This window comes from Actinoplanes sp. NPDC051388, assembly GCF_055586225.1.
In genome coordinates, this window is record NZ_JBVJIP010000001.1 from 117,167 (window position 1) to 141,198 (window position 24,032).

The window sequence follows — 24,032 nt, forward strand, 5'->3', positions numbered from 1 at the left end:
CTTGCAGACCAGCGGAACGTTGTTGGATCGCGGTCCCCGGTCGACGCCTCGGGCGGGCGTCGCCGGCGTCTCGGGCAGGGCGCCGGAATGCGCTCTTGGTCGGCGCATTACCCCCCGCGCAAGGTTGGCGTCGGCCGTACGACGCCAGGAAGAGGGCAGCCGTGTATCTGCCGATCACCACGCGCCAGTTGGCCGACGGCACCGTCGAGATCGCCCCCAGCGGTGAGATCGATCTCGACAACGCTCACGTGATGCGGGACGCCGTCAACGACGTGCTCACCTCGACCACGCCGGGCAAGATTTGCCTCGATCTCCAACGGGTGATGCTGATCGACAGCATCGGCATCGGGATTCTGGTCGCGTGCTTCCACGCGGCCGCCGCCAGCAACGTCAAGCTGGTGGTCAGCCACCCGAGCCCCACCGTCTATCGCCAGCTCTGGGTCTCCGGCCTGGTCGGCCTCCTGGGCTGCGCCGAGCCGCCCTCCCCGCGCAGCCAGGTGGGTCTGCGCCCCTTGGTTTGAGCGGTCCGGCCCAGATCCGTCAGTGCAGCGCGGCCCGCTCGGCGGCCGCCCGCTCGTCCCCGCTCAGCGTGTGCAGCGGCTTCTCCTTGATGAAGAACACCGCGATCACGGCCAGCGCGGCGATCGGCGTGCCGACCAGGAAGAGCTCGGCGGTCGCGCTGCCATAGACATCCGCGATGATCGCCCGCACCTCGGGCGACAGCGAGTTGATGTCCGGCACCTGCGCCCCGCCGTCGCCGGTCGCCGCCGCCGGGAAGCGCTCCTGGAAGAGCGACGTCACCCGGTTGGCCAGCACCGCGCCCAGCGCGCTCACCCCGATCGCGCCGCCCATGCTGCGGAAGAACGTGATCGACGAGGTGGCCGCACCCAGCTCGGCGGCGGGCACGTCGTTCTGCGCGGCCAGCACCAGATTCTGCATCAGCATGCCGACCCCGACGCCCAGCACGAACATGTAGATCGAGACGGTCAGCACGGTGGTGTCCGACCCGATCCGGCTGAGCAGCAGCATCCCGGCCACCATGATCACAGCACCCCAGACCAGATATGCCTTCCACCGGCCGTACTTGGTGATCAGCCCACCGGCCACCGTGGAGGAGATCAGCAGCCCGAAGATCATCGGCAGGCTCATCAGCCCGGCCACCGTCGGCGTCTTGCCCAACGAGAACTGGAAGTACTGCGACAGGAACACGGTGCCGCCGAACAGCGCCACGCCGACCAGCGTGCTCGCCACGATGGCCAGTGTCACCGTGCGGTTGCGGAAGATGCTCAGCGGGATGATCGGCTCCTCGGCCCGCGCCTCGACCAGCACCGCCAGCCCGAGCAGCAGCACGCCGCCGATCACGAACAGCGCCGTCGGCCACGACCCCCACGCGAACTGCGTGCCCGCCAGCGTCGACCAGATCAGCAGGTCGCACACGCCCGCGGTGATCAGGAACGCGCCCAGCCAGTCGATCGACACCCGCTGCCGCGGCACCGCCGGCAGATGCAGGGTGCGCTGCAGCAGCACGATCGCGGCCAGCGTGAACGGCACACCGATCAGGAACGTCCAGCGCCAGCCCGGCCACGACGTGTCCACCAGCACCCCGCCGATCAGCGGGCCGGCGATGGTGGCGACGCCGAAGATCGCGCCGAAGATGCCGGAGTATCGGCCCAGCTCGCGCGGCGGGATCATGGCGGCCATCACGATCAGGGCGAGCGCGGTCATGCCGCCCGCGCCGACGCCCTGCACGACCCGGCTGACGATCAGGATGCCGACGTTCGGCGTCAGGCCGGCGATCAGCGACCCGGCCACGAACAGCAGCAGGGAGAGCTGGATCAGCAGCTTCTTGCTGTAGAGGTCGGCCATCTTGCCCCAGAGCGGCACGGTGGCGGTCATCGCGAGCAGCTCGGTGGTCACGATCCAGGTGTAGACCGACTGGGTGCCGCCCAGGTCGGCGATGATGCGCGGCAGGGCGTTGGCGACGATGGTGGACGCCAGGATGGACACGAACATCCCGAGCATCAGGCCGGAGAGCGCCTGCATCACCTCGCGCCGGGACATCCGGCCGGCGGTCGCGGCATCCGTGGGGGTCACCGAGGTCATCAGACCTTCCTCGATTCTGCTGCGAAGTCGGGTGCGGGGGTGGGGTCGGGCAGGCCGGCGACCACCATGCCGAAGGCCTGGTGCACGCAGTCGTAGAGGCTCAGGACGCCGTGCGGGGTCGCCCAGCGCATCAGTGCCGCGCGGAAGGCGGCGCCGGTGACGGCCGCGGTGAGCAGCGGAAATCCGCTGTCGGGAGGCACGCCGACGCGCTCGGCGATGGCCCGGACCAGCTCCTGCTCGGCCCGCGCGGTGCGGGCCATCAGGCTGGTGACCAGCGACGGATTGGCCGACATCACCCGCATGCGGCGGATCCAGAGGTCGCGCTGCACCTCCATCTCGAAGATCGCCGGGGAGATCGAGAGCAGCAGCGCGCCGACCACCGGGACGCCCGGCTCGACCGCTTTGAACGCCTCGAGCAGCCGGGCCTGGTCGGTGGCGTCGTCGCCGATCAGCGCCTCGTCCTTGGTCGCGAAGTAGTTGAAGAACGTCCGCGGCGAGACGTCGGCGGCGGCGCTGATCTCCTCGACCGTCACCTGCTCGAGCCCGCGCTCGTCGACCAGGCGCAGCGCGGCGTCGATCAGCGCGGCGCGGGTCTGCCGCTTCTTGCGGTCACGAAGCCCGTTGTCGGTCACGGCGGCAACGGTAGAGCAGAACCTGCAGCCACTGCAAACTTTTATCGAGTGCAGCTAACGCTGCGTTTTCGGTGGATCTTCGCGACCATTGGCTAGCGTTGCCCTGGTGACGCGACCCAGGCTGATCACCGCGACGCTCTTCTCGCTGTACGCGGTGAGCGTGCTCGCCGTGACGGTGATCCCGCATCCCCGACCGCGGCACCCCTGGGATCCGCCCTGGCAAACGATGATCCACTGGATCCCGTTCGTCGTGGATCCGGTCAGCGGCATTCTGAATGTGATCATGTTCGTGCCGTTCGGCGTGCTGGTGCCGATGCTGTGGCGCTGGGCCGACTCGATGAAGCGCCTGGCCTGGCTGGCCTTCGCCACCAGCCTCGGCATCGAGACGACCCAGCTGTTCCTAGCCCTGACCCTGAACGCCCGCCGCACGGTCGACATCAACGACCTGATCGCCAACACGGCCGGCGGGGTGATCGGCCTGTGGCTGCTGCACAAGGCGACCCGGGACCGGGCCGAAGCCCTGGACGGAGTCTAGAAATGCACGTGGTGGCGGTGCTGGCGCTGGACGGGGTGGTGGCCTTCGACCTGTCCACGCCGCTGGAGGTGTTCGCGCGCACCCGGCTGGCCGACGGCTCGGTCGCCTATGACGTGCGGGTCTGCGCGCCGGCTCCCGAGGTGGACGCCGGGGCGTTCGTGCTGCGGGCGCCGCACGGGCTGGACGCGCTGGCTGCCGCGGACACCATCATCCTGCCCGGCTGTGTGGACGTGACGAAGGCCGTACCGGACGAGGTCGTGGCCGCCCTGTGCGCGGCCGCGGCGCGCGGCACCCGGATCGCCTCGATCTGTGCCGGCGCGTTCGTGCTCGCGGCGACCGGGCTGCTCGACGGCCGGCGCGCCACCACCCACTGGGTGGCCGCGGAACTGCTGGCCGAACGGCATCCGGCGGTCACCGTGGACGCCGGCGTGCTCTATGTCGACAACGGCCAGTTCCTCACCTCGGCCGGCGCCGCCGCGGGCCTCGACCTGTGCCTGCACCTGATCCGCCGGGACCACGGCTCGGCGGTCGCGGCGGACGCCGCCCGGCTCTCCGTCATGCCGCTGGAACGCGAGGGCGGGCAGGCGCAGTTCATCGACCATCCGCTGCCTCCGGCACCGCGCGGCGCCACGATGGAACCGCTGCTCGACTGGCTCGAGGAGAACGCCGGGCACGACCTGACCCTGGCCCGGATCGCCGCGCACGCCGGCCTCAGCACCCGCACGCTCAACCGGCGCTTTCGGGAGCAGACCGGCACGACGCCGCTGCAGTGGCTGCACCGGGCGCGGATCCGGCGCGCACAGCATTTGCTGGAGACGACCGCGCAGTCGGTGGACCGGATCGGCGGCGAGGTCGGCTTCGGCTCGCCGACCGCCTTCCGCGACCGTTTCAAGAGCGTCGTCGGCACCAGCCCTTACGCCTATCGCCACGCCTTCCGAGCTAGGGCCTGTCCCGTGGATCAGCCAGGGCTGCGGCGTGGTCCAGAGCGCGCCTGACAACGGCCGCGAAACACCCGAATACAACCCCGGTATTCGGGTGTTTCGCGCCCGATGCCAGCCACACTCTGGACCTCGCCTCGCACTTGGCTGATCCACGGGACAGACCCTAATCGTTCAGCTGGGTCCGCTCGATCTCGCTGATCGCACGCTCCAGCCATGGCCGAATCTGATCGGCGCCGAGCTGGCCGGCCAGCAGGATCGCGGCGTCGTGTGCCAGGGCAGCGGGCCGCGGCGGCTGCTCGGGCTCGTGGTCGAGGCCCAGCGCGCCGGCCAGCAGCACCAGCGCGACCTCGGGATCGGCGCCGGCGCGCACGGTGGTGATCAGCACCGCCCGCACCTCGTCGCCGGTCAGCCCGTCGGGGTGGCGGTCCTCGAGCAGCAGCCGCACGGCCGTGCCCAGGACCAGGCCGACCTGGGCCGCGTCGAGCGCGGCCAGCGCGGTGACCGCCGCGTCGAGCGCCTCGTCGTCGCCGTCGCGCACGGCCGCGACCGCGGTCTCGGCGCCCGCCGCGATCGGCCGCGCCGCGACCGGGAGATGCCGCCACTGCTGCGTCTGCATGCGAGGAGATTATCCGCCGGGTACGACGAGTCCTGAAAATGTCGTAGCGGCCTGGCAGGGTGAATGTCATGCCTTCCGAAGAGCTGCACGACGCGATGGCCGCGCGGGTCGGCCGCGGTGAGATGCCCGGCATCGTCACGCTGATCGCCCGCGGCGATGACGTGCTGGTGGACGCGATCGGCGTGACCCACGTGGGTGGCGACGTGCCGATGCGGCGGGACACCCCGTTCCGGATCGCCTCGATGACCAAGCCGGTGCTGGCCGCGGCCACCATGGCCCTGGTCGAGGACGATCTGCTCGACCTCGAGGAGCCGGTCCAGCGGGTGCTGCCCGAGCTGGCCGGGCTGCGGGTGCTGCGCAGTTATGACGCCGAGCTCGACGACACCGTCCCGGCGGAGCGCCCGATCACGGTCGACGATCTGCTCACGTTCCGGCTGGGCAGCGGGATGATCGTCGAGCCGTCGTTCGATCCGCCGGTGCCCATCGTCAAGCGCGCCGACGAGCTGCAGCTCGGGTTCGGCCCGCCGGAGCCGCGCAGCCCACTCGACCCGGACACCTGGATCGCGCGGTTCGGCACCCTGCCGCTGATCTATCAGCCGGGCGCGGGGTGGAACTACAACACCGGCACGCACGTGCTGGGCGTGCTGGTGGCGCGGGCCGCCGGGCAGCCTCTCGGGCAGGTGCTGCGCGAGCGCGTCTTCGATCCGCTGGACATGCGGCGCACCGGCTTCTCGCTGCCGCCCGAGCTGGCCGAGCGGCTGCCGGGGCAATACCAGACGGACGACGACACCAAGCAGCTGGCCGAGCGCACGGCGACCCGGCCGCCGGTCTGGACCACCGAGCCGTCGTTCCCGTCCGGCTCGGGCGGGCTGGCCTCGACCGTGGACGATTTTCTGGCCTTCGCGCGGATGTTGCTGGCCGGCGGCGTGCACGGCGGCACCCGGGTCCTGTCCGAGCACTCGGTCGAGCAGATGACCACCAACCACCTGACGCCCGAGCAGATCGAGAGCGGCGGCATGTTGCTCGGTGGCAGCGGCTGGGGCTTCGGCATGGCGGTGACCGTCGAGCCCAGTGAGGCGGCGCCCAACCCGGGGACCTATGGCTGGGCCGGTGGTTACGGCACCGACTGGTTCACCGACCCGCACGCGGGTTTGATCGCGATCGCGATGACCCAGGTGAGCGACTTCCTGTGGAACGGCGGCATGGCCGAGTTCGCCACGTTGGCACACCGATGACCAGCCTCGACGCGGTCACCGCGTGGATCGACAACTACCGGCGGGCCTGGGCCAGCAACGACCCGGCCGACATCGCCGTCCTCTTCGCCGAGGATGCGGCCTATTTCCCCGAGCCGTGGGCCACGCCGTGGCGCGGCCGCGACGAGATCGTGGCCAAATGGCTGGCCCGGCGCGACGAGCCGGGCACCTGGACCTTCGAGTGGCATCCGCTGATCGTCACCGAGGACCTGGCGATCATCGAGGCCGAGACGATCTATCCGGACCGGCGCTACAGCAACATGTGGGTGCTGCGCCTGGATGGCGCCGGTCAGGCGAGGCAGTTCACCGAATGGTGGATGGATCAGTCGGAGAGCAGTTGATGCCTGACTGACGTAATTGCGGGGGACGTCGTCGTGCAAAAGCGACAAGGCGACCTACTCACATTGCGAATGTGAATTGATTTCCGTGCCATGCGGGTTCGCGCATTCGAGTTCAGGCAGGCAGACTGCCTCGGGTGGAGGTGCAGCAGACGCTCGGCGGTCGTTACAAACTGCTGAGCGAACTCGGCAAGGGCGGCATGGCCGTGGTGTGGAAAGCACACGACGAAGTGCTGAACCGTCCGGTCGCCGTCAAGGTGCTGGCCGGCCGATACGCCGACGACGAACTGTCCCGGGCCCGGATCCGAGCCGAGGCGCGCGCCGCGGCCACCCTTTCGCACCCGAATATCGCCCAGGTCTACGACTTCGGTGAAGAGGACGACGACGGCGCCTGTCTGTCCTATGTCGTGATGGAGCTGATCAACGGGCCGACGTTGGCCGAGCGGGTGACGCAGGGGCCGGTCCCGCCGCGCGCCGCCTTCCGGATCTGCGGTGAGGTGGCCGCCGCCCTGGCCGCGGCCCACGGCTACGGTCTGGTCCACCGCGACATCAAGCCGGCCAACGTGATGGTGACTCCGGCCCGGGCCAAGGTCGTGGACTTCGGCATCGCGGCGGTCGCCGGGCCGGGGCGCCCGGACGACGAGCTGCTCGGCACGCCGGCCTACCTGGCGCCGGAGCGGCTGCTCAGCGACCGCATCGAGCCGGCCTCGGACGTCTATGCGCTGGGCGTCCTGATCTACCGCCTGCTGACCAACGAGTCACCGTGGAGCGTCGAGAGCACCACCCAGATGCTGGACGCGCACGTCTACATCGAACCCGACCCGATGCCGCAGCTGCCCGGCGTGCCCGCCGACGTGACCGACCTGGTGCACCGCTGCCTGCTCAAGGACCCGGCGGAGCGACCGAGCGCGGCCGAGGCGTCGACGATCCTGCTGGAGGCGGCCGACGTGGCGCCGGAGCTGTTCGGCGGGCGGGCGGCCGGGCGGCGGGAACCGTCGGCGAACGTCAAGCGCGGCGGCGAGGCGACCGGTGACAACGCGGTCAAGGCGGCCAACGCGGCAGCGGCCGTGGCGGCGGCGGTCCCCGGGCCGGAATCCAACGCCGGGCCGGAGATGCGGGCGAAGGGATCGAATCAGCGGCGTCGCCTGCTGGGCGCGGCCGGCGGCTGCGCGATCGCGCTGGTCGCGGCGCTGCTGTTGTGGAACTACCTGCCCGAGGAGGCGGACGGCGCCCGCGGCGACCAGGTGGCGCTCGCACCGTCCAGCCCGACCGACGCGGCGGACTTGCGGACCGACCCGTCCGCCCCCGGCGCCACGAGCCTGCCCGGTGTCCCGGACGGCGGCGCCGGTCAGGCCCCCGGCGCCACGCCGGAAGAGGTGATCCCCGGCGTCACCGGCAGCCCGAGCTTCGCCGTGCCGAGCAGCAGCGCCCAGCCGACGCTCGGCGTCAGTTCGCCGCCCTTGTCGCAGGCCCCGCCCGACAGCACGCCACCGGAGCCCAAGGCCAAGACGCTCAGCTCGGGCGGCGGCACGGTGCTGGCCCGATGCGCCGGCGGCAAGGTGACGCTGCTCGAGTGGGACCCGATCGACCCCTATGTCGTGGAGAAGGTCAACGCGGGGCCGGGCGTCACCGCCGGGATCGTCTTCAAGAGCAAGGGCTCGAAGACGGTCCGGATGACCGTGACCTGCGTGGCCGGCGTGCCGACCCCGGTCAACCTGCCGCTCTGACGGACGCGTCCTCTGGGCCGGTGGCCGGAACCATACTGGGGCCATGACGATCTGGTACGGCGGTGACTACAACCCCGAGCAGTGGCCCGAGGACGTCTGGGCCGAGGACGTGCGGCTGATGCGCCGGGCCGGCTTGAACATGGCCACGGTCGGCGTCTTCTCCTGGGCGCGCATCCAGCCCGACGAGGGGGTCTACGACTACGACTGGCTGGACCGGGTCATCGACCAGCTGCACGCCGGCGGCATCGCGGTCGACCTGGCCACCGGCACCGCCTCGCCGCCGCCCTGGGCCGCGCACAAGTATCCGGCGATGCTGACCAGCACGCGGGAGGGCGCGACCCGCTGGCCGGGCGGTCGCCAGCACTACGCGCCGACGTCGCCCGACTACCGCCGCCTGGCCGCCGACCTGACCCGCACCACGGTCGAGCGCTACAAGGACCATCCCGCGGTGGTGTTGTGGCACCTCAACAACGAGTACGGCTGTCACGCCGCATATGACTACTCGGACCAGGCCGCGGCCGCGTTCCGGGACTGGTTGCGGGCCAGATATCGGAGCATCGACGCGCTGAACGACGCTTGGGGCACCTGGTTCTGGTCGCAGCACTACACCGACTTCGAGCAGATCGTGCCGCCCCGGCTGGCTCCGGCCAGCGTCAACCCGGGCGGGCTGCTCGACTTCCGGCGATTCTCGTCGGACGCGCTGCTGGAACTGCTGCGGATGGAGAAGGCCATCGTCCGCGAGTCCGGCGCGACCCAGCCGATCACCACGAACTTCATGGGCGCGCACGAGCCGACCGACTACTGGGCCTGGGCGCGCGAGCTGGACGTGATCTCGGACGACAACTACTTCGATCCACGTGACCCGGAGTCGTTCCGGGAGGCCGCGTTCTCCCGCGACCTGATGCGCTCGTTCTCGCCCGGCAAGCCGTGGCTGCTGATGGAACAGGCGCCGAACGCGGTCAACTGGCGGCCGAACAACGCACCCAAGGCGCCCGGGCAGATGGCCGCGATGAGCATGCAGGCGGTCGGCCGCGGCGCCGACGGGGTGCTCTTCTTCCAGTGGCGCCAGGCGTCGGCCGGCTCGGAGAAGTTCCACTCGGCGATGCTGCCGCACGCCGGCACCGAGACCCGCACCTATCGCGAGATCGAGCGGCTCGGCGCGGACCTGGCCGGGCTGGGGGAGTTGCCGGCGCCGGGCGGCGAGGCGCGGGTGGCGATCGTGCTCGACTGGGACACGCTGTGGGCCGTCGACCAGCCCGATCACCCCGCGCAGTTCGACTACCTGGCCGAGGTGCAGGCCTGGCACGCCGCCTTCCACCGGCGCAACGTGCAGGTCGACCTGATCCGGTCCGAAGGGCCCTTCGATTCCTACGACCTGGTGGTGGCGCCGAGCCTCTATCTGATCCGGGACGCGGGGCCGCTGGTCGCCTATCTGGAATCGGGGAAGGTCTTCCTGGCGACCGCCTTCACCGACGTGGTCGACGAGCACGATCGGTTTCTGCCGGGCGGGTTCACCACTCGGCTCGGACCGGCGCTCGGGGTGCGGGTGCTCGACTTCGAGGGCGCGACCGAGGTGAGCTGGGGTGAGCAGCGCGGTTCGACCCTGCGTGAGGTGCTGCGGGTGGACGACGCCGAGGTGCTGGCCTCCTTCCCGGACGGCGCGGCGGCGTTCACCCGCAAGGGCCGCGCACACTACCTGGCGACGCTCGCCGACGACGCCGGCAAGGACGCGGTGGTGGGCACGCTGCTGGATCTCGCGAAGGTCGAGCCGGTGCTGCCCGGTCTGCCGCCGCGCGTCGAGGCCTGCGCGCGCGGCGACGTGATCACGCTGATCAACCACAACGCGTCGCCGATCGAGGCGGCCGGCGAGACGCTGCCACCCTTCGGCTACCGAATTTTGAACCGAGGCTAGAAGGGATCGGTGGGTTTGGTCGGCGCGTTGCCGAACGTGCTCTTCTCCAGGTCGATCTCCCAGTCCGAGCGGGTGTTGAAGGTCTGTTCGAAGGTCTCGAACGAGCAGTTGCGCCGGAACCCGCGCCGCTTCCGATCCCAGTCGCTGCCGGACTTGAAGGAGATGGTGAAGGTGCCGTTCTTGTTGCCGGCCACGCCGCGGAGGGTGGCCTTCGCCCCGGCCCGGACGTAGATCATCGCCCGCGGGCCGTTGCCGCTCGCCCGGGTCAGCACGGCGACGTCGAAGATGTCGTCGTTGTCGATCCGGATGCTGCTCGGCCCGCGGCGCCCGGTGCGCTGCACGACGGTGCCGTTGCGCAGGCGGCGATCGGTGACCGCCGGCCGGACCGGCTGGCGCGGCATCAGTTTCGCGCCGAAGCTGAGCCCCTCCTTCTTCGCGGCGGCGGTGATCTCCTCCGGTGCGCTGCCGCCGACGGTGAGCCAGAGGGTGTTCTTGGACTCGAACATCTGCTCGGCGGACGACGGGGCCAGCCCGCAGTCGTTCTTCTCACCGGCGTCGGCGGCCCTGGTGACGTCGCGCAGCGTGTCGTATTTGTAGACCAGCGACTCGACCTTGTCGTGGGTCTTCGACGCGGTGTCCGGTGGCCGGAGCGCCTCCATCTCGTCCTTGCGGCGGGTCAGGACGTCGACCAGGGACAGCCGGGCCGCGTCGACCTCGGCCAGGTTCTTCGCGGCCATGGCCCGGTCGAGATTCGTGCGGACGTCGCGCTCGACCCCGCTGATCCAGGTCTGATATTCGGTCGGCGTGAGCTGTCGCGGCGGCGGCGTGGTGGACGGCGCCGGACTTGCGGACGGCGTGCGGGTGGAAGGCTCGTCCGAGCCGGTGCAGGCGGTCGTCAGGAGCAGCAGCCCGGCGGCGAGGACGGTCAGGATCCGGCGCATCCTCCGACGCTAGGCCGATTCGCAGCGTCCACAACGGACTGTCCGGAAACGGCCGTGCCAATCGGGTCGATCGGCTCCCCGGCGCCATTGATCGATAGCCAGAGCAGCAGCTCGCCGGTCGCGCCGGGCGGGATGCCGAGACCCGGCAGCGCGTCCGGCTCGATTGCCACCCACACCTGCCGTCGAGATCGTTGTAGGCGGCCATCACCCCCAGCGCGCCCTCGATGCTGCCGCGCCGAGGTTGGCGCCGTAGACCGCGCCCACCCCGTCCCACCGGGCGATCTCGGAGTCCAGCGCCTTCGTGGTGGTCGCGCCGCCGGTGGCGGTGCGCTCCCAGGCGGTCAGCCGAGCAGCCGCTGGTTGAGCTGCCCGATCTTCTCGCGGAGCGTCATGCGATCGAGAATGCCCGGGACGGTTGTATCCATGACCGGAAGCTACGACGGCGGCGAGTTCACGCTAGCCTTCTGGTGAACCGGTTCAAAGAAAGGGGTGGCGGTGCGGGTCCTGGTCACCGGCAGCGACGGGATGGTCGGGTCCGCGGTGGTTGCCCACCTGCGGGACCGTGGGCACGAGGTGGCGACGCTCAAGGGCGACGCGCGCGATCCGGCGGTGGTGGCCGCCGCGCTCGACGGCGTGGGCGCGGTCGCGCATCTGGCCGCGATCGCCAACCCCGAGCACGACCCGCGCACCGAGATCTTCGTGAACAACACCGCCGCCACGTTCGTGGTGCTGTGGACCGCGGCCGAGGCGGGCATCCGGCGGTTCGCGATCGCCAGCAGCGTGCACGCCTCCGGGCTGTCGCTGAACCCGCATTCCCCGCAGCTGCACTACCCGGTCAGCGTGGAGACCCCGCCGGACGTCGCGGACCCGTACTCGATGGCGAAGCAGACCGACGAGAACACGCTTCGTTCGGTCTGCCGCCGGTTCGGCGCGTCCGGGGTGGCGTTCCGGCTGCCGCTGGTGGTGCCGCCGGAGAACCGCGAGGGGATGCGGCGCTGGTACCAGTCGCAGCTGGACATCAGCGCCGGCGGCGGCTGGGGCTGGATCGACACCCGGGACGCGGCCGAGGCGTTCCGGCTCGCCCTGACCAGGGACTACGACGGCGCGCACACGATGCTGGTGGCGGCGCCGACCACGTTCGCCGACCGGCCGACCGAGGAGCTGATCCCGGCCTCGGCGATCCGCGACCGGGTCTTCCCCGGCAACGAGGCGCCGCTCGACACCAGCCGCGCGCAGGCCTTCCTGGGCTTCACCCCGGCATACCCATGAAGATCACTCAGGTCGAGACCTTCGTGCTCGGCGAGCGCCATGTGCTTGGTCCGGATCGGCACCGACCACGGGCCGGTGGGCTGGGGCGACGCCACCCTCGAGCACCGGCCCGGCACGATCGTGGCGGCGGTCCGCGAGCTTTCCGGGCATCTGCTCGGCGAGGATTCGCTGCCGGTCACCCGGCACTGGCAGCGGCTGGGCCGCGGCGGCTTCTATCGCGGCGGGGCGGTGCCGGCCAGCGCGGTGGCCGGCCTCGACCAGGCGCTGTGGGACCTGCGCGGCAAGCATTTCGGGGCGCCGATCCACGAGTTGCTCCACTCGGTCCGGTTGCGCTGGCCGCCCGCATCCAGCTTGACCTGGCGATTCCCGACTTTTACGCGCGGGAGCATGTGATCGATCCGACACCCGGTAGCGCAGACGTGAGAATCCTACGTAATTCTGATGTGCTGGCCCCGGTCTCCGGTCACGTGCCGCGGCCGACCGGGCCCGGGCTGGGCATCGAGGTGGATGAGCAGGCCGTGCGCGCCGCGCATCGGGACGTCGTTCCCGAGGGCAACCCGGCATGGAGCTATCCCGACGGAGGCTTCGCGGATTGGTGACCCCGCGTAGCATTCCCGGGAACTGTAAAGAAAGTGAAGGTCGATGAGCGAAGCGCCGGGTCGACGGCAGGCCGTCCGGATCAGTGACGTCGCGCGCGCCGCCGGGGTCAGCAAGACCCTGGTGTCGTACGCACTGAACGACCGGCCCGGCGTCAAGGAGTCGACGCGCCTGCACATCGTCGAGACGGCTCGCACGATGGGCTGGTCCCCGAGCATGCGCGCGCGGGCGTTGTCGGCCTCCCGGGCTTATGCGATCGGCCTGGTCTTCCAGACGTCCCCCGAGGCGCTGGCCAGCGATCAGTACTACACGAGCCTGATGGCCGGGCTGCAGAGCGTGCTGTCCAACTCGCAATATTCGCTGGTCACCGAGGTGGTCGACGGGCCGGACGCGGAGGCCCGGTCCTATCGCCGGCTGGCCGTCGACGGGCGGGTGGACGGCATGGTGATCGCCGACCTGCGCCAGGACGACCCACGTTTCGCTCTGGTCAGGGAGGCCGGGCTGGCGTTCGTGAGCCTGGGCCGGCCGCCGGAGTCGACCACCATGCCGGTGCTGGTCTACGACGAGGCGCAGGCGATCAGCGACGTGGTCGCGCACCTCGCCGGTCTCGGGCACACCCGCATCGCCCAGGTCGTCGGGCCGCAGGCGAACGCGCCCGCCCGGCTGCGCCGCGAGCTCTATCAGAAGTTCCTGCGCGAGCACGGGATCGACGACTCGGCCTGGATGAAGAGCGATTACACGGCGGCCGGTGGGCGCGCCGCGACGACCCGGCTGCTGGACGGCGACGCCCAGCCCACCGCGATCGTCTACTCCAACGACCTGATGGCGGTCGCCGGCATGAGCGCGATCTATGCCCGCGGCCTGCGGGTGCCGGAGGACATCTCGATAGTGGGCTGGGACGACATCACCGTCTCGCAATACCTGCACCCGGCGCTCTCCACGGTCACCCAGCACCCGTTCGACGACGGGCGGGTGGCTGCCCAGCTGCTGCTCGAGGCGATCGACGGCAAGGAGTTCGACGAGCCGGTGTGGATGCCGAACCCGCGTTTCGTGCCGCGAGAGTCCACCGGAACCGTTTCCGGCAGCTAGCAGCCGCCGTTCCTAGCGCCTGCAAGACGTACCGGTGGGTGGCCAACGACGGCACGCAGGCGAGCACCAACCCGGCGAGCGTGCTGCTGAACCTGGCGGTGGACGGTCCGTGGGCGGGCTCGGACGGGGTCGAGCTGACCGAGACGGGCGCCGCGTACGACATCGACCACGTGCGCATCTATCGCAAGTAGCGGAATCTCGCATCGAAGCTCATCGTGTAACGGTGAGCTTCGATGTCGTCCTCGGCTGTCTGGCCGTGCAACGCCTGCGAGCGTCGTGAAGATCGCCGGCGCCCGCACGCTGATCACCGGCGCGACCGGCGGGGTGGGCCGGGCGGTGGCGTCGGCCGTGACCGCCGCCGGTGGGGTGACAGTGCTCGCCGGCCGCCGCGGCACCGAGCTGATCGCTGACCTCGCCGACCCGTCCTCCGTCGAAAGCCTCGTCGCGAGGGCCGGGCGGATCGACATCGCGGTGCTGAACGCGGCGGTGCCCGCCACCGGAAAGCTGGCCGGGTATGACGTCGAGCAGATCGATCGCGCGCTCGACGTGAATCTGCGCGCGGCGATCATGCTCACCCGGCTGCTGACCCCGCCGATGGTCGAGCGCGGGCGGGGCCACATCGTGCTGGTGGCCTCGATGGCGGCCAAGGTGGCCGCGCCCGGCGCGTCGCTCTACACGGCGACGAAGTTCGGGCTGCGCGGCTTCGGCCTGGCGATGCGCGAGGAGTTGCGGGGGACCGGCGTCGGCGTCTCGACGGTCTTCCCCGGCCTGATCTCGGGTGCGGGCATGTTCGCGGCGACCGGTGTGCGCCCGGTCGCCGGAGCCGGCACCGTGACGCCCGAACAGGTGGCCGCCGGGGTGCTGCGGGCGATCACGCGCGATCGCGGCGAGGTGGACGTGGCGTCGTTCAACACCCGGCTGGGCGGCCGGATCGCCGGCCTGTCGCCCCGGCTGGCCATCGCGTTGCAGCGGTGGGCGGGCGCCGGCGAGATGATGACCGAGGTCGCCGACCGGCAGACGGACCGGCGGTGACCGGCCCACCCGCGCACGTCGGACCGGCGGTGACCGGCCGGGCCGCGCACGTCGGACCGGCTTAGCGCAGGGTTGTCAGCAGGCCGCCGTCGATCACGAAGTCGGCGCCGGTGACGTTGCCGGCTCGGTCGCCGGCCAGCATCAGGACCAGGTCGGCCACCTCCTCCGGGCGGGTGAAGCGGCCGGTCGCCGCATCGCCCGCGGCCTGTTTCGCGACCGCGGCCGGGTCCAGGCCGGCCGCCCGCGCGACGGTCGCCGCCACGCCCGAGTCGCCCAGCCACAGGCCGGTGCTCACCGGGCCGGGGCTGACCGTGTTGACCCGGACGCCGTGCGCCGCCACCTCTTTCGACAGCGACTTGCTGAAGCTGGCCAGGGCGCTCTTGGCGGCGCTGTAGTCCATCACCAGTGGGTCGGGCAGAGCCGCGTTCACCGAGTTGACGGTCACCACGGTGCCGGCGCCGCGCTCGATCAGGTGGGGCAGGGCGGCGCGGGTGGTGCGTACCGCGGCGAGGAAGTTGATCGTCAGAGTGGTCAGCCAGTCTTCGTCGGTGATGGACAGGAATCCGCCGGTGCGCGGGTGGACGGCGCCCACGTTGTTGATCAGGATGTCCAGGCCGCCGTGTGCGGCGACGGCAGCGGCGATCAGGTCGCCGGGACCGTCCGGTGTGGACAGGTCCACCGCCACCGCGTGGACCCCGGTCAGGGTGCTGGTGTCCCGGGCGCCGGCCACCACCGTGGCGCCCTCGTCGGTCAGCGCGCGGACGATCGCCAGCCCGATGCCCTTGCTGGCGCCGGTGACGACGGCGATCTTGCCGGACAGGTGCAGATCCATGTGAGCTCCTAGACGGGGTGCAGGCCGGTGCGCAGAAAGGTGATCGCCTGGGTGATCGCGGCATCCGCCGCACGGGTGCCACGCAGCGCGTTGATCGCCGCGAAGTCGTGGATGATGCCCTGGTAGCGGACCGCGGTGACCGGCACGCCGGCGGCGCGGAGCTTGGCCGCGTACGCCTCGCCCTCGTCCCGCAGCACGTCGGCCTCCCCGACGATGACCAGCGCCGGCGGCAGCCCGGCGAGCCGGCCGATCGTGGCCCGCAGCGGCGACGCGGTGATCTCCGCCCGCTGCGCCGGATCGGTCGTGTAGCGGTCCCAGAACCAGATCATCGCGTCCCGCCGCAGGCCGTAGCCCTCGGCGAACTCGTGATAGGACGCGGTGTCGAACGACGCGTCGGTGACCGGATAGAACAGCACCTGCCGCACGAACGACACACCGCGCCGCTCGGCCAGCAGGGTCGTCGCGATGGCCAGGTTGCCGCCGGCCGAGTCACCGGCCACCGCCACCCGATCCGGGTCGAAGCCGTGCGCGGCGCCGGCCGACGCGATCCAGCACACCACCGCCCAGATCTCCTCGATCGCGATCGGGTAGCGAGCCTCGGGCGCGAGGCTGTAGTCCGGGAAGACCACCGCCGCGCGGGCGCCTACCGCCAGCTCGCGCACCAGCCGGTCGTGCGTGTGCCGGTTGCCGAACACCCAGCCGGGGCCGTGCAGGAACAGGATCACCGGCAGCACCCGATCGCCGCCGCGCGGCCGGACCACGCGGATCGGCACCGCGCCGCCCGGTCCGCCCGGCACGCTCAGGTCGGACACCTCGGCGGCCGGCAGGAACGGCGGGTCGGCCTGCGCCTCGTCGACGATCGCGCGGCCCGCCGCCGGGTCCAGCTGATGCAGGTGCGGCGGGCGGGCCCACGCGTCGGCGAACCGCTGCGCGGCCGGCTCCAGCAGGACCATCAGAGTGAGTGTTCGCGCAGCCAGGACAGGGAGACGTCGGCGACCTCACGCCAGCCGTGGTCGATGGTCAGGGAGTGCCCGCGGTCGGGGAAATCGGTCAGGTCGGTGACCGCGTCGGAGTGCCGGTACTGCTTGAGCGTGGCCCGGGTGACCGACTCCGGCACCGTGTGGTCCTTGCCGCCGGTGATCAGCAGCAGCGGGCCACGCAACTCGTTGGCGGTGTCCACTTTGGCCGGTGAGTGCGGGTTGAAGTTGGCCGAGGCGGCTTCGAAGAGCGGCTTGCCGGGGGCCGGGATGGTCCACCTGTCGAACAGGTCCTGGGACTCCTCCGCCGGGATCGCGTTGCCGAACGCGTACCGGAACTGCTCTGCCGTCAGGGAGACGGCCCGGTGCAGGTTGGCGGGGTTCTTGAAGACCGGGAGGGTGGCGCGCAGGGCGGAGAGCGGCACCGGCAGCACGCCCTTGATCTGGGCGGCGTCGATCGCGACGGCGGCCGCGGCGAGGTCCTGGCCGAGCAGCTTCTGGGCGATCATGCCGCCGAAGGAGTGCCCGATCAGGATCGGCTTGGTGTCGAGTCCTTCGATGATCTTCGCGTAGTGCGCGACCACGTCGTCGATGCCGTGGTCGCCGATGCTGTCCGGGTCGGCGCGGGACTCGGCGACGGTGCCGGAGTCACCGGGCCAGCCGGGCGCGGACGGCTCGTAGCCCTCCGCCCGGAAATGGTCGACCCAGCTGGTCCAGGAGGAGGCGTGCAGCCAGAGGCCGTGGATGAACAGAACTGGCGTTGTCATGGGCGAAACGTAGGCCCGTCGAGCGCCGCTTCGCTTGCGTCATGTGACTGGTCCGAGCGCGCCCTGCAGGGCGGACCGCGAGGTCACGCCGAGCTTGGGGAAGATCCGGTGCAGATGTGAGCCGATCGTGCGGTGCGACAGGTAGAGCCGCTCGCCGATCTCGCGGTTGGTCAGCCCACCGGCCGCCATCTGCGCGATCTGCAGCTCCTGCGGGGTGAGCTGGTCGCGCGCGTCCGGTTCCCGGCGGCGGCTGGTCACCCCGGACGCCCGCAGCTCGGCCCGCGCCCGATCGCCCCACGGGATGGTGCCCAGCGCGTCGAACGCGTCCCGGGCGGCGCGCAGGTATCCCCGCGACTCGGCCACCCGGCGCTGGCGGCGCAACCATTCGCCGTACCCGAGCTGGGCCCGGGCCCGCGGGAACGGCCAGGCGGCCAGGTCGGCGCGCAGCGCGGCCTCGAACAGCGGCTCGGCCTCGATGTCGTCGGCCAGCACGGCCCGCGCATGCCGCAGGCCGGTGTGCAGCGCCGGAGACGGGGTGCGCCGGGCGATCGTGGTCATCTCGGCCACCATCTCGCGGGCCGCGTCCGGCTGCCCGCTGCGGACCGCCGCCTCGGCCAGGTCGCCGATGGCATAGCAGCGGATCGCCAGTTGGTAGGCCGGATCCGCGGGATCGAAGATGCGCCGCAGGTCGGCGAAGGCGTCCGCATGCCGGCCGGCGCCGAGCGCGCCGAGCCCGCGGGCCAGCTGGACGGCCGCCAGCACCGCGCGGGCGCCGCCGGGCAGACCCGTGCGCTCGGCCTCGGCGGCGAAGCGGTCGGTGGCCTCCTGATCACCGCGCAGGGCGGCGAGGACGGCCTGGGTGGCCCGCGCGGTGGCGGCGATGATCGGCTGCCCGGTGTCGACGGCCAGCCGATGCGCCTCGTCGGCGGCCGGCATCGCGCCGTTCAGGTCGACCAGCTGGGCGCAGCTCCAGCCGTGCAGCGCGAGCGCCCGCGCCAGCAGGCCCAGCCGGCCCTGCGCCCGCAGGTCGGGCAGGCACGCGGCGAAGAACCCGGCGGCCAGGTCGAAGGCGCCCACGGCCATCGCGGCGTTGCCCAGCATGCGGTCGGCCGCGGAGGTGCGGTGCAGCTCGTCGAGGACCGCCCGGCCGCGCTCGATCGGCGCCGCATAGGCGAGGATGGCCAGCACGCGCGGGGTCCAGGGCAGCGATTCGGCGACCGCCACGACGCTCGCTCTGGCCTCCGCACCCGGTTCGGTCCACCAGCACCGCAGCGCCGCGCCATAGAGCAGGCGCACCGCGAGATCCGGATCGTCCACCTGCCGGGCGAGCTGCGCCAGCGACCCGGCGCCCTGCCCCCGGCCGAGGACACCGTCGTCGAAGCTGTCCCGGATCAGCACCATCCGCCAGCGCTCCGGCTCGGAGAGCACGCCGTGGTCGACGTCGGCGAGCAGCCGCAGCACGCCGTCGTGCCGGCCCAGTTCGAAGGCCAGCTCGGCGGCCCGCAGCAGCCGCCCGCCGCGGCGTGCCGGGTCCTCGCTGAGCCGGGCCGCGCGTTCCAGCGCCGCCGCCGCGGAGGCGATGCCGCCCCGGCGCCGGGCGCGCACCGCGGCCGCCTCCAGGTCCGCCGCGGTCTCCTCGTCCGGCCCGGCCTGCGCCGCCGCCCGATGCCAGACCTGCCGGTCGGGGTCGCGGTCGAGCACCCGGGCCAGCGCCGCGTGCGCCCGGTGCCGTTCCCCGGCGCCGGCCCGCTGGCGGATCGCCGAACGCATCAGCGGATGCCCGAAGCGCACCCGCTCGACGTCGGTGTCCACGAGCCGGGCGTCCACCGCGGGGGCGAGGTCGTCCTCGGTGCGCCCGGAAGCCGCCAGCGTCTCCGCGAGGGCATCGCTGTCGTTGAGCGCCGCCACCAGCAGCAGCGTCCGGGTCGCGGCGGGCAGTGCGGAGACCCGCGCCGCGAAGGCCTGTTCGAGCCGCGCGGTCAGCGGCGGCAACTCCGCCGGCACGTCGCCGGCCCGGTCGAGCACCGAGGGCAGCTCGACCAGGGCGAGCGGGTTGCCGGCCGCCTCGGCCAGCACCCGCTCGCGTACGCCGGGCCGCAGCGCCGGCTCGCGGGCGTCGAGCACCGATGCCGCCGCGGCGTGGTCCAGCCGGGTCAGCGCCACCTCGGACAGCCCGGCCTCGCCGAACGCGCCACCGAAGCCGTCGCGCAGCGCCGCGAGCAGCACCACCGGCTCGAACTCCAGCCGCCGGGCGACGAAGACCAGCACGTCGGCGCTGGCCCGGTCGAGCCACTGGGCGTCCTCCACGATCAGCAGCAGCGGCGCCGCGGTGGCCGCCTCGCCCAGCAGGCTCAACGTGCCGAGCGCGATCAGATAAAGATCGGGAGCGGCGGCATCGGTGCGGCCCAACGCCGTCAGCACCGCGCCGCGCTGGGGTTCGGGCAGCTGTTCGGCCTGGTCGAGCACCGGCCGCAACAACTGATAGAGCCCGGCGAACGCGATCTGCGCCTCGCTCTGCACCGGATTGGTGGTGAGCACCCGCAGTCCAGCACGCGTGCCCATTTGGGCGCCAGCCCCGAGCAACGCGGATTTGCCGATCCCCGCCTCACCACGCAGGACGATCGCGCCGCCGCCGTCCCGGGCCCGCTCGACGAGCCCGCCGATCAGCCGCAGCTCGCTCTCGCGCCCGATCAGCATGCCCGACATCATTCCCGCGGCGGATCTCCACCGTCCAGGTCGGCCAGGTCGGCATCGCTCAGGGTGAGTGTGGCGCCGGACACGTTCTCGCGCAGGTGGGCGAGCGACGAGGTGCCCGGGATCAGCAGGATGTTCGGCGAGCGCTGCAGCAACCAGGCCAGGGCGACCGCCATCGGGGTGGCCTCGTTCCGCTTGGCGACGGTGGCCAGAGCCTCGGACTGCAGCGGGGAGAAACCGCCCAGCGGGAAGTACGGCACATAGGCGATGCTCTGCCAAGCCAGCTGGTCGACCAGCGCGTCGTCGTGCCGGTTGGCGATGTTGTAGAAGTTCTGCACGCACACCACCGGGGCGATGGCGCGGGCCTCGGCGACCTGCTCGGCGGAGACCGTGCTGAGGCCGAGATGCCGGATCAGGCCCTCGGCGCGCAGTTCGGCGAGCGCGGTGAACTCGGCGGCGATCGAACCCGGGACCGGGGTGTGGCCGTCCGCGCCGCCGCCGACGCGCAGGTTCACCACGTCCAGGGTGTCCAGGCCGAGGTTCGCCAGGTTCTCGCGCACCTGCGTACGCAGGTCGTCGGGCGAATGAGCGGGCACCCAGCCGCCGCTCTCGTCCCGCCGCGCGCCCACCTTGGTGACGACGTGCAACGTCGCCGGATAGGGCGCGAGCGCTTCGCGAATCAGCCGATTGGTGACGTGCGGGCCATAGAAGTCGCTGGTGTCGATGTGCGTGATGCCCATCTCGACCACCGCGCGCAGCAGGGCGATCGCGGCGTCGTGGTCGGCGGGCGGGCCGAAGACGCCGGGGCCGGCCAGCTGCATCGCGCCGTAACCCAAGCGCGTGACGGTCAGGCCCTCGGCCATGGTGAAGGTTCCGCCGGGAAGTGTCATGCCCCGAGCGTGCGCGCGCCGGCGCCGAGGTGACCGTGCCCTGATGTTCCTGGGAGTGGCAGGGACAGTCACCGGCGCCCGCATCACGGTTACCTTGGTCGGGTGAGCGAGAACCTGCTGGGTGACTACCTGCGGGCGCGCCGCGAGCAGGTGCGCCCGGACGCGGTGGGCCTGCCGAGCGGCGGACTGCGCCGGGTCGCCGGGCTGCGCCGCGAGGAGGTGGCCATGCTCGCCGGGATCAGCGCCGACTACTACCTGCGGCTCGAGCAGGGCCGCGACACGCATCCGTCGGCGCAGGTGCTGGAGGCGCTCGCCCGGGTGCTGGGCCTCGACGAGGCCGCAACGGACTACCTGCTCGGCCTGGCCGCGCCCCGCCCGAAGAGCCGCCGCCGCCCGCGCCGCGAGACCGTGCCGACCGGTGTCCGCGTGCTGCTCGACAGCCTGCCGATGCCGGCCTTTGTGGAGGGTCGATACTTCGACGTGCTGGCCGCCAACGCTTTGGCCACCGCCCTGTCTCCGGCCATGCGCGCGGGGGAGAACAGGATGCGCTCGGTGTTTCTCGATCCGGCCGAACGCGCGCTGGTCCCCGATTGGGCGGACGCGGTCGCCGGGCTGGTGGCCGTCTTCCGCGAGTCGGCCGGGCAGGACACCGACGATCCCCGGTTCGTCCAGCTGGTCGGTGAGCTCTCGCTGGGCAGCGAGCATTTCCGCAAGCTCTGGGCGCGGCACGACGTGAAGGCCCGCGAGGGCGCGCCGGCCAGGATTCTGCATCCGCAGGTCGGCGAGCTCACGCTGTTGCGCGAGAAACTTCAAGTGACCGGTACGCGGGGACAGACGCTCGTGGTCTACCACGCCGAGCCGGGCACTCCCAGCGCCGAGAAGCTGACTCTGCTCTTGGGTTTGGTCGCCCCCATCCGGGTCAGTCGCTGAATCGCGGCGCCGGGCTCGGTTGGGTGATCCCGGCGACGGTCTGGAAGGTGTCGCGGGCGCGCAGGTGCGGATGGTCGGCGGCCTCGGCCAGCGAGAGAACCGGCGACACGCACGCGTCGGAGCCGTCGAAGTGCGCGGCCCATTCGGCGCGGGTGCGGCCACGAAACGCCTCGGTGATGCTTTGCCGCAACGCGGGCCAGCGGGCCGGGTCGGCGCGGTCCGCTTCGGTGGCGTCGAGCGGGAGCAGGCGGCAGAACTCGGCGAAGAACTTCGGCTCGAGGGCGCCGACCGCCATCCACTCGTCGTCGGCGGTGCGATAGACGTCGTACCACGGGCGGCCGCCGTCGAGCAGGTTCGTGCCGCGCTCGGTCGACCAGCCGCCGGTCGCGAGCAGGCCGTGCAGCAGGGTGGAGAGCGAGGCGGCGCCGTCCACGATGGCCGCGTCGACCACCTGGCCGGTGTTGGTCGCGCGCGCTTTCCAGAGCGCGGCCAGGACGCCGGTGACCAGGTACATGGCGCCGCCGGCGAAGTCGCCCAGCAGGTTGGCGGGGATCGCCGGTGGGCCGCCGGCTCGGCCGATCCCGTGCAGGGCGCCGGCGATCGCGAGGTAGTTGATGTCGTGGCCGGCGGTGTGGGCCAGCGGGCCCGTCTGACCCCAGCCGGTCATCCGGCCGTACACCAGGCGGGGGTTTCGCTGCAGGCACTCGGCCGGGCCGAGGCCGAGTCGTTCCGCGACGCCCGGGCGGAAACCCTCGATGAGGGCGTCGGCGCGCTCGACCAGGGTGAGCACTTCGGCGACGCCGGCCGGGTCCTGGAGATCGACCTCGGTCGAGGGGCGGCTGCGGCGCAACAGATCCCAGGTCGGCTTCTCGGTGCCCGGGCGGTCGATGCGCACGACGTCGGCGCCGAGTTCGGCCAGCATCATCGCGGCGAACGGGCCGGGGCCGATTCCGCCGAGCTCGACGATCCGGACGCCGTGCAGTGGCGCTTCTTCGTTTTTGGTCACCCGCTCAGGATGGCTGTCAGGCGGCCTTCTTCGTCTTCTTGGCCGGTGCTTTCTTCGCCGCCGTCTTCTTGGCGGGCGCCTTCTTTGCTGTCGCGGTCTTCTTGGCTGTCGCTTTCTTGGCCGGGGCCTTCTTTGCGGGGGCCTTCTTCGCGGCCGCGCGGCCCTTGCGGGCCCGGTCGACGCTGGCCTGCAGCGCCGCCATCAGGTCGGTGACGTTGGTGGCCTCCGGCGCCGGATCCGCGACGGTGATCTCCTTGCCTGCCTTCTTCTCCTTGATCAGCGCCTTGACCCGATCGGTGTAGCCGTCGCGATAGTCGGCCGGCTTCCACTTGCCGGACATGGAATCGATCAGCTGCACCGCCATCTTCATCTCGGCCGGCTTGGCGGACGCTTTCGGCAGCCCGTCCAGCTCCTCCTCGGGGTCGCGCACCTCGTCCGCGAAGAACATGGTTTCGAGCACCAGCAGTTTCCCGTCCGGCCGGATCGCCGCGAGATATTCCTTCCCGCGCATCACCAGAGTCCCGATCGCGGCCCGCTGCACCTTGGCCATCGCATCCCGCAACAGCGCATAGGTCTTGGCGGTCTCCTCGCTGCCCGGCGCCAGGTAATAGCTCTTCTGGTAAAAGATCGGATCGATCTCCTCCAGATCCACGAACGCGTGCAGATCCAGGCTCTTGGACCGCCCCGGCGCCACCGAGTCGAGCTCTTCCTGCTCGAGCATCACCAGCTTGCCGCCACCGACATCGGTCCCCTTGGCGATGTCGCCGAAATCAACTTCCTTCCCGGTACGCTCGTTGACCCGCTGATAGCGAATCCGGTCGCTGGTCCCCTTCTCGTATTGATGGAAGGACACCTCGTGCTCCCGGGTGGCCGAATACATCGCCACCGGCACAGAGACAAGCCCGAACGTGATAGCTCCGGTCCAGATCGGTCGCGCCATACCCACCCATT

23 protein-coding genes and 2 pseudogenes are annotated in these 24,032 nt (G+C 71.6%); 14 read left to right on the top strand and 11 right to left on the bottom strand.

The genetic code is table 11. The features are described from left to right. The first annotated feature begins 161 nt into the window (after positions 1–161). Positions 162–521 carry an STAS domain-containing protein gene (locus ACZ6TI_RS00605; RefSeq protein ID WP_465342844.1) on the top strand — a complete coding sequence of 120 codons (360 nt, stop codon included), beginning with the start codon at positions 162–164 and terminating at the stop codon, positions 519–521. Positions 522–540: 19 nt separating this feature from the next. On the opposite strand, the gene ACZ6TI_RS00610 is transcribed toward ACZ6TI_RS00605, so the two are convergent. Both ACZ6TI_RS00610 and ACZ6TI_RS00615 read right to left on the bottom strand, forming a co-directional pair. Next, positions 541–2,103 carry an MDR family MFS transporter gene (locus ACZ6TI_RS00610; protein WP_465342845.1) on the bottom strand — a complete coding sequence of 521 codons (1,563 nt, stop codon included), beginning with the start codon at positions 2,101–2,103 and terminating at the stop codon, positions 541–543. After that, positions 2,103–2,735: a TetR/AcrR family transcriptional regulator gene (locus ACZ6TI_RS00615; RefSeq protein ID WP_465342846.1), complete on the bottom strand. Its 633-nt coding sequence runs from the start codon at positions 2,733–2,735 to the stop codon at positions 2,103–2,105. Before ACZ6TI_RS00615 ends, ACZ6TI_RS00610 begins: the two co-directional genes overlap by 1 nt. 106 nt (positions 2,736–2,841) lie before the next feature. Between ACZ6TI_RS00615 and ACZ6TI_RS00620 the strand changes: the two genes are divergently transcribed. Continuing rightward, positions 2,842–3,270 (top strand): VanZ family protein, encoded by a 429-nt coding sequence (locus ACZ6TI_RS00620; RefSeq protein WP_465342847.1) that lies wholly within the window; start codon positions 2,842–2,844, stop codon positions 3,268–3,270. A 2-nt stretch (positions 3,271–3,272) separates the two neighbouring features. Then, positions 3,273–4,265 carry a GlxA family transcriptional regulator gene (locus ACZ6TI_RS00625; RefSeq protein ID WP_465342848.1) on the top strand — a complete coding sequence of 331 codons (993 nt, stop codon included), beginning with the start codon at positions 3,273–3,275 and terminating at the stop codon, positions 4,263–4,265. A gap of 109 nt (positions 4,266–4,374) precedes the next feature. Here the strand turns inward: ACZ6TI_RS00625 and ACZ6TI_RS00630 are convergent, their stop codons facing one another. Further along, on the bottom strand, positions 4,375–4,827 hold the full coding sequence (locus ACZ6TI_RS00630; protein ID WP_465342849.1) for a hypothetical protein: 453 nt from the start codon (positions 4,825–4,827) through the stop codon (positions 4,375–4,377). 68 nt (positions 4,828–4,895) lie between these two features. Between ACZ6TI_RS00630 and ACZ6TI_RS00635 the strand changes: the two genes are divergently transcribed. The 4 genes from ACZ6TI_RS00635 to ACZ6TI_RS00650 all read left to right on the top strand — a co-directional run bounded on the left by ACZ6TI_RS00635 (position 4,896) and on the right by ACZ6TI_RS00650 (position 10,057). After that, complete coding sequence (locus tag ACZ6TI_RS00635; RefSeq protein WP_465342850.1) at positions 4,896–6,062, top strand: serine hydrolase domain-containing protein; 1,167 nt, start codon at positions 4,896–4,898, stop codon at positions 6,060–6,062. Then, positions 6,059–6,421 carry a YybH family protein gene (locus ACZ6TI_RS00640; RefSeq protein ID WP_465342851.1) on the top strand — a complete coding sequence of 121 codons (363 nt, stop codon included), beginning with the start codon at positions 6,059–6,061 and terminating at the stop codon, positions 6,419–6,421. Before ACZ6TI_RS00635 ends, ACZ6TI_RS00640 begins: the two co-directional genes overlap by 4 nt. 134 nt (positions 6,422–6,555) lie before the next feature. Continuing rightward, positions 6,556–8,145, top strand: coding sequence for a serine/threonine-protein kinase (locus tag ACZ6TI_RS00645; protein ID WP_465342852.1), 1,590 nt, complete (start codon positions 6,556–6,558; stop codon positions 8,143–8,145). Between the two features lie 43 nt (positions 8,146–8,188). Further along, the gene (locus ACZ6TI_RS00650; RefSeq protein WP_465342853.1) at positions 8,189–10,057 is read left to right on the top strand and encodes a beta-galactosidase; all 1,869 of its coding nucleotides are present in this window, start codon (positions 8,189–8,191) and stop codon (positions 10,055–10,057) included. On the opposite strand, the gene ACZ6TI_RS00655 is transcribed toward ACZ6TI_RS00650, so the two are convergent. Continuing rightward, on the bottom strand, positions 10,054–10,998 hold the full coding sequence (locus tag ACZ6TI_RS00655) for a hypothetical protein (protein WP_465342854.1): 945 nt from the start codon (positions 10,996–10,998) through the stop codon (positions 10,054–10,056). The genes ACZ6TI_RS00650 and ACZ6TI_RS00655 overlap by 4 nt on opposite strands. Before the next feature lie 495 nt (positions 10,999–11,493). On the opposite strand from ACZ6TI_RS00655, the gene ACZ6TI_RS00660 reads away from it, so the two are divergent. The 6 genes and pseudogenes from ACZ6TI_RS00660 (at position 11,494) to ACZ6TI_RS00685 (ending at position 14,985) form a co-directional block, all read left to right on the top strand. Then, positions 11,494–12,267: an NAD-dependent epimerase/dehydratase family protein gene (locus ACZ6TI_RS00660; RefSeq protein WP_465342855.1), complete on the top strand. Its 774-nt coding sequence runs from the start codon at positions 11,494–11,496 to the stop codon at positions 12,265–12,267. A 33-nt stretch (positions 12,268–12,300) separates the two neighbouring features. After that, positions 12,301–12,660, top strand: a pseudogene (locus ACZ6TI_RS00665) (hypothetical protein); the annotation flags it as partial. Continuing rightward, positions 12,630–12,866 carry a hypothetical protein gene (locus tag ACZ6TI_RS00670; protein ID WP_465343514.1) on the top strand — a complete coding sequence of 79 codons (237 nt, stop codon included), beginning with the start codon at positions 12,630–12,632 and terminating at the stop codon, positions 12,864–12,866. The pseudogene ACZ6TI_RS00665 and the gene ACZ6TI_RS00670, both read left to right, overlap by 31 nt. 43 nt (positions 12,867–12,909) lie before the next feature. Further along, positions 12,910–13,953, top strand: coding sequence for a LacI family DNA-binding transcriptional regulator (locus ACZ6TI_RS00675; RefSeq protein WP_465342856.1), 1,044 nt, complete (start codon positions 12,910–12,912; stop codon positions 13,951–13,953). A gap of 38 nt (positions 13,954–13,991) precedes the next feature. Further along, on the top strand, positions 13,992–14,144 hold the full coding sequence (locus tag ACZ6TI_RS00680; protein WP_465342857.1) for a hypothetical protein: 153 nt from the start codon (positions 13,992–13,994) through the stop codon (positions 14,142–14,144). An 85-nt stretch (positions 14,145–14,229) separates the two neighbouring features. Beyond that, on the top strand, positions 14,230–14,985 hold the full coding sequence (locus ACZ6TI_RS00685) for an SDR family NAD(P)-dependent oxidoreductase (protein ID WP_465342858.1): 756 nt from the start codon (positions 14,230–14,232) through the stop codon (positions 14,983–14,985). Positions 14,986–15,046: 61 nt separating this feature from the next. On the opposite strand, the gene ACZ6TI_RS00690 is transcribed toward ACZ6TI_RS00685, so the two are convergent. The 5 genes from ACZ6TI_RS00690 to ACZ6TI_RS00710 are packed head-to-tail and all read right to left on the bottom strand — an operon-like array spanning position 15,047 to position 21,145. Then, entirely contained in the window at positions 15,047–15,817 is a 771-nt protein-coding gene (locus ACZ6TI_RS00690; RefSeq protein WP_465342859.1) for an oxidoreductase, read from the bottom strand. Positions 15,818–15,825: 8 nt separating this feature from the next. Then, complete coding sequence (locus ACZ6TI_RS00695; protein ID WP_465342860.1) at positions 15,826–16,770, bottom strand: alpha/beta hydrolase; 945 nt, start codon at positions 16,768–16,770, stop codon at positions 15,826–15,828. Next, positions 16,770–17,561: an alpha/beta hydrolase gene (locus ACZ6TI_RS00700; protein ID WP_465342861.1), complete on the bottom strand. Its 792-nt coding sequence runs from the start codon at positions 17,559–17,561 to the stop codon at positions 16,770–16,772. The genes ACZ6TI_RS00695 and ACZ6TI_RS00700 overlap by 1 nt, the downstream gene beginning before the upstream one ends. A 39-nt stretch (positions 17,562–17,600) precedes the next feature. Continuing rightward, the gene (locus ACZ6TI_RS00705; RefSeq protein ID WP_465342862.1) at positions 17,601–20,258 is read right to left on the bottom strand and encodes an ATP-binding protein; all 2,658 of its coding nucleotides are present in this window, start codon (positions 20,256–20,258) and stop codon (positions 17,601–17,603) included. A gap of 8 nt (positions 20,259–20,266) precedes the next feature. Continuing rightward, positions 20,267–21,145 (bottom strand): oxidoreductase, encoded by an 879-nt coding sequence (locus ACZ6TI_RS00710; protein ID WP_465342863.1) that lies wholly within the window; start codon positions 21,143–21,145, stop codon positions 20,267–20,269. A 102-nt stretch (positions 21,146–21,247) separates the two neighbouring features. Between ACZ6TI_RS00710 and ACZ6TI_RS00715 the strand changes: the two genes are divergently transcribed. Next, positions 21,248–22,075 (top strand): helix-turn-helix transcriptional regulator, encoded by an 828-nt coding sequence (locus tag ACZ6TI_RS00715; protein ID WP_465342864.1) that lies wholly within the window; start codon positions 21,248–21,250, stop codon positions 22,073–22,075. Here the strand turns inward: ACZ6TI_RS00715 and ACZ6TI_RS00720 are convergent. Beyond that, positions 22,071–23,081: pseudogene (locus ACZ6TI_RS00720) on the bottom strand (CaiB/BaiF CoA transferase family protein); the annotation flags it as partial. The gene ACZ6TI_RS00715 and the pseudogene ACZ6TI_RS00720 sit on opposite strands and share 5 nt — an antisense overlap. A 16-nt stretch (positions 23,082–23,097) precedes the next feature. Beyond that, positions 23,098–24,021 carry a non-homologous end joining protein Ku gene (gene ku, locus ACZ6TI_RS00725; RefSeq protein ID WP_465342865.1) on the bottom strand — a complete coding sequence of 308 codons (924 nt, stop codon included), beginning with the start codon at positions 24,019–24,021 and terminating at the stop codon, positions 23,098–23,100. Positions 24,022–24,032 lie beyond the last annotated feature (11 nt).

Coding starts and splice junctions, on each gene's coding strand:
- ACZ6TI_RS00675 (WP_465342856.1), top strand. CDS start 12,910: ATGAGCGAAGCGCCGGGTCGACGGCAGGCCGTCCGGATCAGTGACGTC.
- ACZ6TI_RS00655 (WP_465342854.1), bottom strand. CDS start 10,998: ATGCGCCGGATCCTGACCGTCCTCGCCGCCGGGCTGCTGCTCCTGACG.
- ACZ6TI_RS00700 (WP_465342861.1), bottom strand. CDS start 17,561: ATGACAACGCCAGTTCTGTTCATCCACGGCCTCTGGCTGCACGCCTCC.
- ACZ6TI_RS00690 (WP_465342859.1), bottom strand. CDS start 15,817: ATGGATCTGCACCTGTCCGGCAAGATCGCCGTCGTCACCGGCGCCAGC.
- ACZ6TI_RS00705 (WP_465342862.1), bottom strand. CDS start 20,258: ATGCTGATCGGGCGCGAGAGCGAGCTGCGGCTGATCGGCGGGCTCGTC.
- ACZ6TI_RS00635 (WP_465342850.1), top strand. CDS start 4,896: ATGCCTTCCGAAGAGCTGCACGACGCGATGGCCGCGCGGGTCGGCCGC.
- ACZ6TI_RS00695 (WP_465342860.1), bottom strand. CDS start 16,770: ATGGTCCTGCTGGAGCCGGCCGCGCAGCGGTTCGCCGACGCGTGGGCC.
- ACZ6TI_RS00640 (WP_465342851.1), top strand. CDS start 6,059: ATGACCAGCCTCGACGCGGTCACCGCGTGGATCGACAACTACCGGCGG.
- ACZ6TI_RS00610 (WP_465342845.1), bottom strand. CDS start 2,103: ATGACCTCGGTGACCCCCACGGATGCCGCGACCGCCGGCCGGATGTCC.
- ACZ6TI_RS00710 (WP_465342863.1), bottom strand. CDS start 21,145: ATGACACTTCCCGGCGGAACCTTCACCATGGCCGAGGGCCTGACCGTC.
- ACZ6TI_RS00625 (WP_465342848.1), top strand. CDS start 3,273: ATGCACGTGGTGGCGGTGCTGGCGCTGGACGGGGTGGTGGCCTTCGAC.
- ku (WP_465342865.1), bottom strand. CDS start 24,021: ATGGCGCGACCGATCTGGACCGGAGCTATCACGTTCGGGCTTGTCTCT.
- ACZ6TI_RS00650 (WP_465342853.1), top strand. CDS start 8,189: ATGACGATCTGGTACGGCGGTGACTACAACCCCGAGCAGTGGCCCGAG.
- ACZ6TI_RS00630 (WP_465342849.1), bottom strand. CDS start 4,827: ATGCAGACGCAGCAGTGGCGGCATCTCCCGGTCGCGGCGCGGCCGATC.